Annotated in this window: 1 protein-coding gene and 1 pseudogene; one reads left to right on the plus strand and one right to left on the minus strand. The window is 43.2% G+C overall.

The annotated features are described in order from the left end of the window. The coding region (locus tag IEW93_RS21760; RefSeq protein ID WP_188741201.1) for a helix-turn-helix domain-containing protein at window positions 1-117 on the minus strand (117 nt) is incomplete at its 3' end. 119 nt (window positions 118-236) lie between these two features. Here IEW93_RS21760 and IEW93_RS21765 point away from each other — a divergent pair. Then, window positions 237-1,067, plus strand: a pseudogene (locus IEW93_RS21765) (type II toxin-antitoxin system HipA family toxin); the annotation flags it as partial. Between the last annotated feature and the right edge of the window lie 125 nt (window positions 1,068-1,192).

Below are 1,192 nucleotides of genomic sequence, written 5' to 3' on the forward strand. Positions count from 1 at the left end.
ATACTTTTCTTCATCAACCTTGGCATTCCAAATTAATCGAGCGCAACCCATCCACTGACTTAAGATCAACTTTTGATTAGATGTTGGGTTCGCCCGTAATTTGATACCGGTTAGCATACTTACCTTTCACTGTAATTATGTACAGTGTCATGATAATGAAATGAATAGTAAAGTCAACATCGCTCGACTTGACTCGCAGCTAAAGCAAGCGAGATTGCATCGAGCACTCGTTCAAAATGAGCAGAGAACGGGTAGAGGTGTATGCTGACTGGCATCCCATCGAAAAGCCGTTATTAATAGGTCAATTGGCCTATAGTGATCTAAGTCGAGGCGGTGTATTTAGCTTTGCTTATGACAAAGCCTTTTTAACATCACCTTATTGTTTGCAAATTGACCCTTTGCTTACCCTGCATGCTGGTGAGTTATATAATGATGAAGCCAATAAAAACTTTCGCGCTTTTTTAGATTCATCGCCAGATCGTTGGGGACGTATTCTTATGCAGAGAAGGGCGGCTATCGAATATCGTAAAGGTATTAGACCTAGTAATCGTGTAACGGAGCTTGATTATTTACTTGGTGTACATGATGCCTACCGCATGGGGGGGATCCGCTTTAAAAAAGTGGGCTCTCATCATTTTTTGGATAACAACGACGATTTCGCAGCGCCTCCCATGGCATCGTTGCGTGAGTTAGAGCATGCTGCTATTCAAATTGAGAAAGACGACAATATAGACAGTGACGAATATTATCACTGGCTGAGAATGCTAATTTCTCCCGGTTCCTCTTTGGGTGGTGCAAGGCCAAAAGCCTGCGTCACAGACGAGAAAACCCATCTGTGGATTGCTAAATTTCCAAATATTAATGACACCTTTGATGTTGGTGCGTGGGAGATGGTGTGCTACGAACTTGCATTAGCGGCCGGCATTGAGGTTTCTCCTAGTGAGATCCGAAAACTTTCAACGAAGCACCATACCTTTTTGACTAAACGTTTTGATCGGATTGGTGACAAACGTCTGCATTTTTCATCAGCAATGACTCAACTCCAGTATTATGATGGTGAACATTCACACCAAATAAACCCGCTCAAATCTAGCGCTTAACTTGATAACGAGCGAGTAGCCCCGTCACCTGTGGCGGGGAAAGCGAGTTCAGTGAGGTCTGTTTTGTTGTTCTATGTATTGGCGCAAAACCT

Source organism: Shewanella inventionis, from assembly GCF_014641855.1.
GTDB classification, from domain to species: domain Bacteria; phylum Pseudomonadota; class Gammaproteobacteria; order Enterobacterales; family Shewanellaceae; genus Shewanella; species Shewanella inventionis.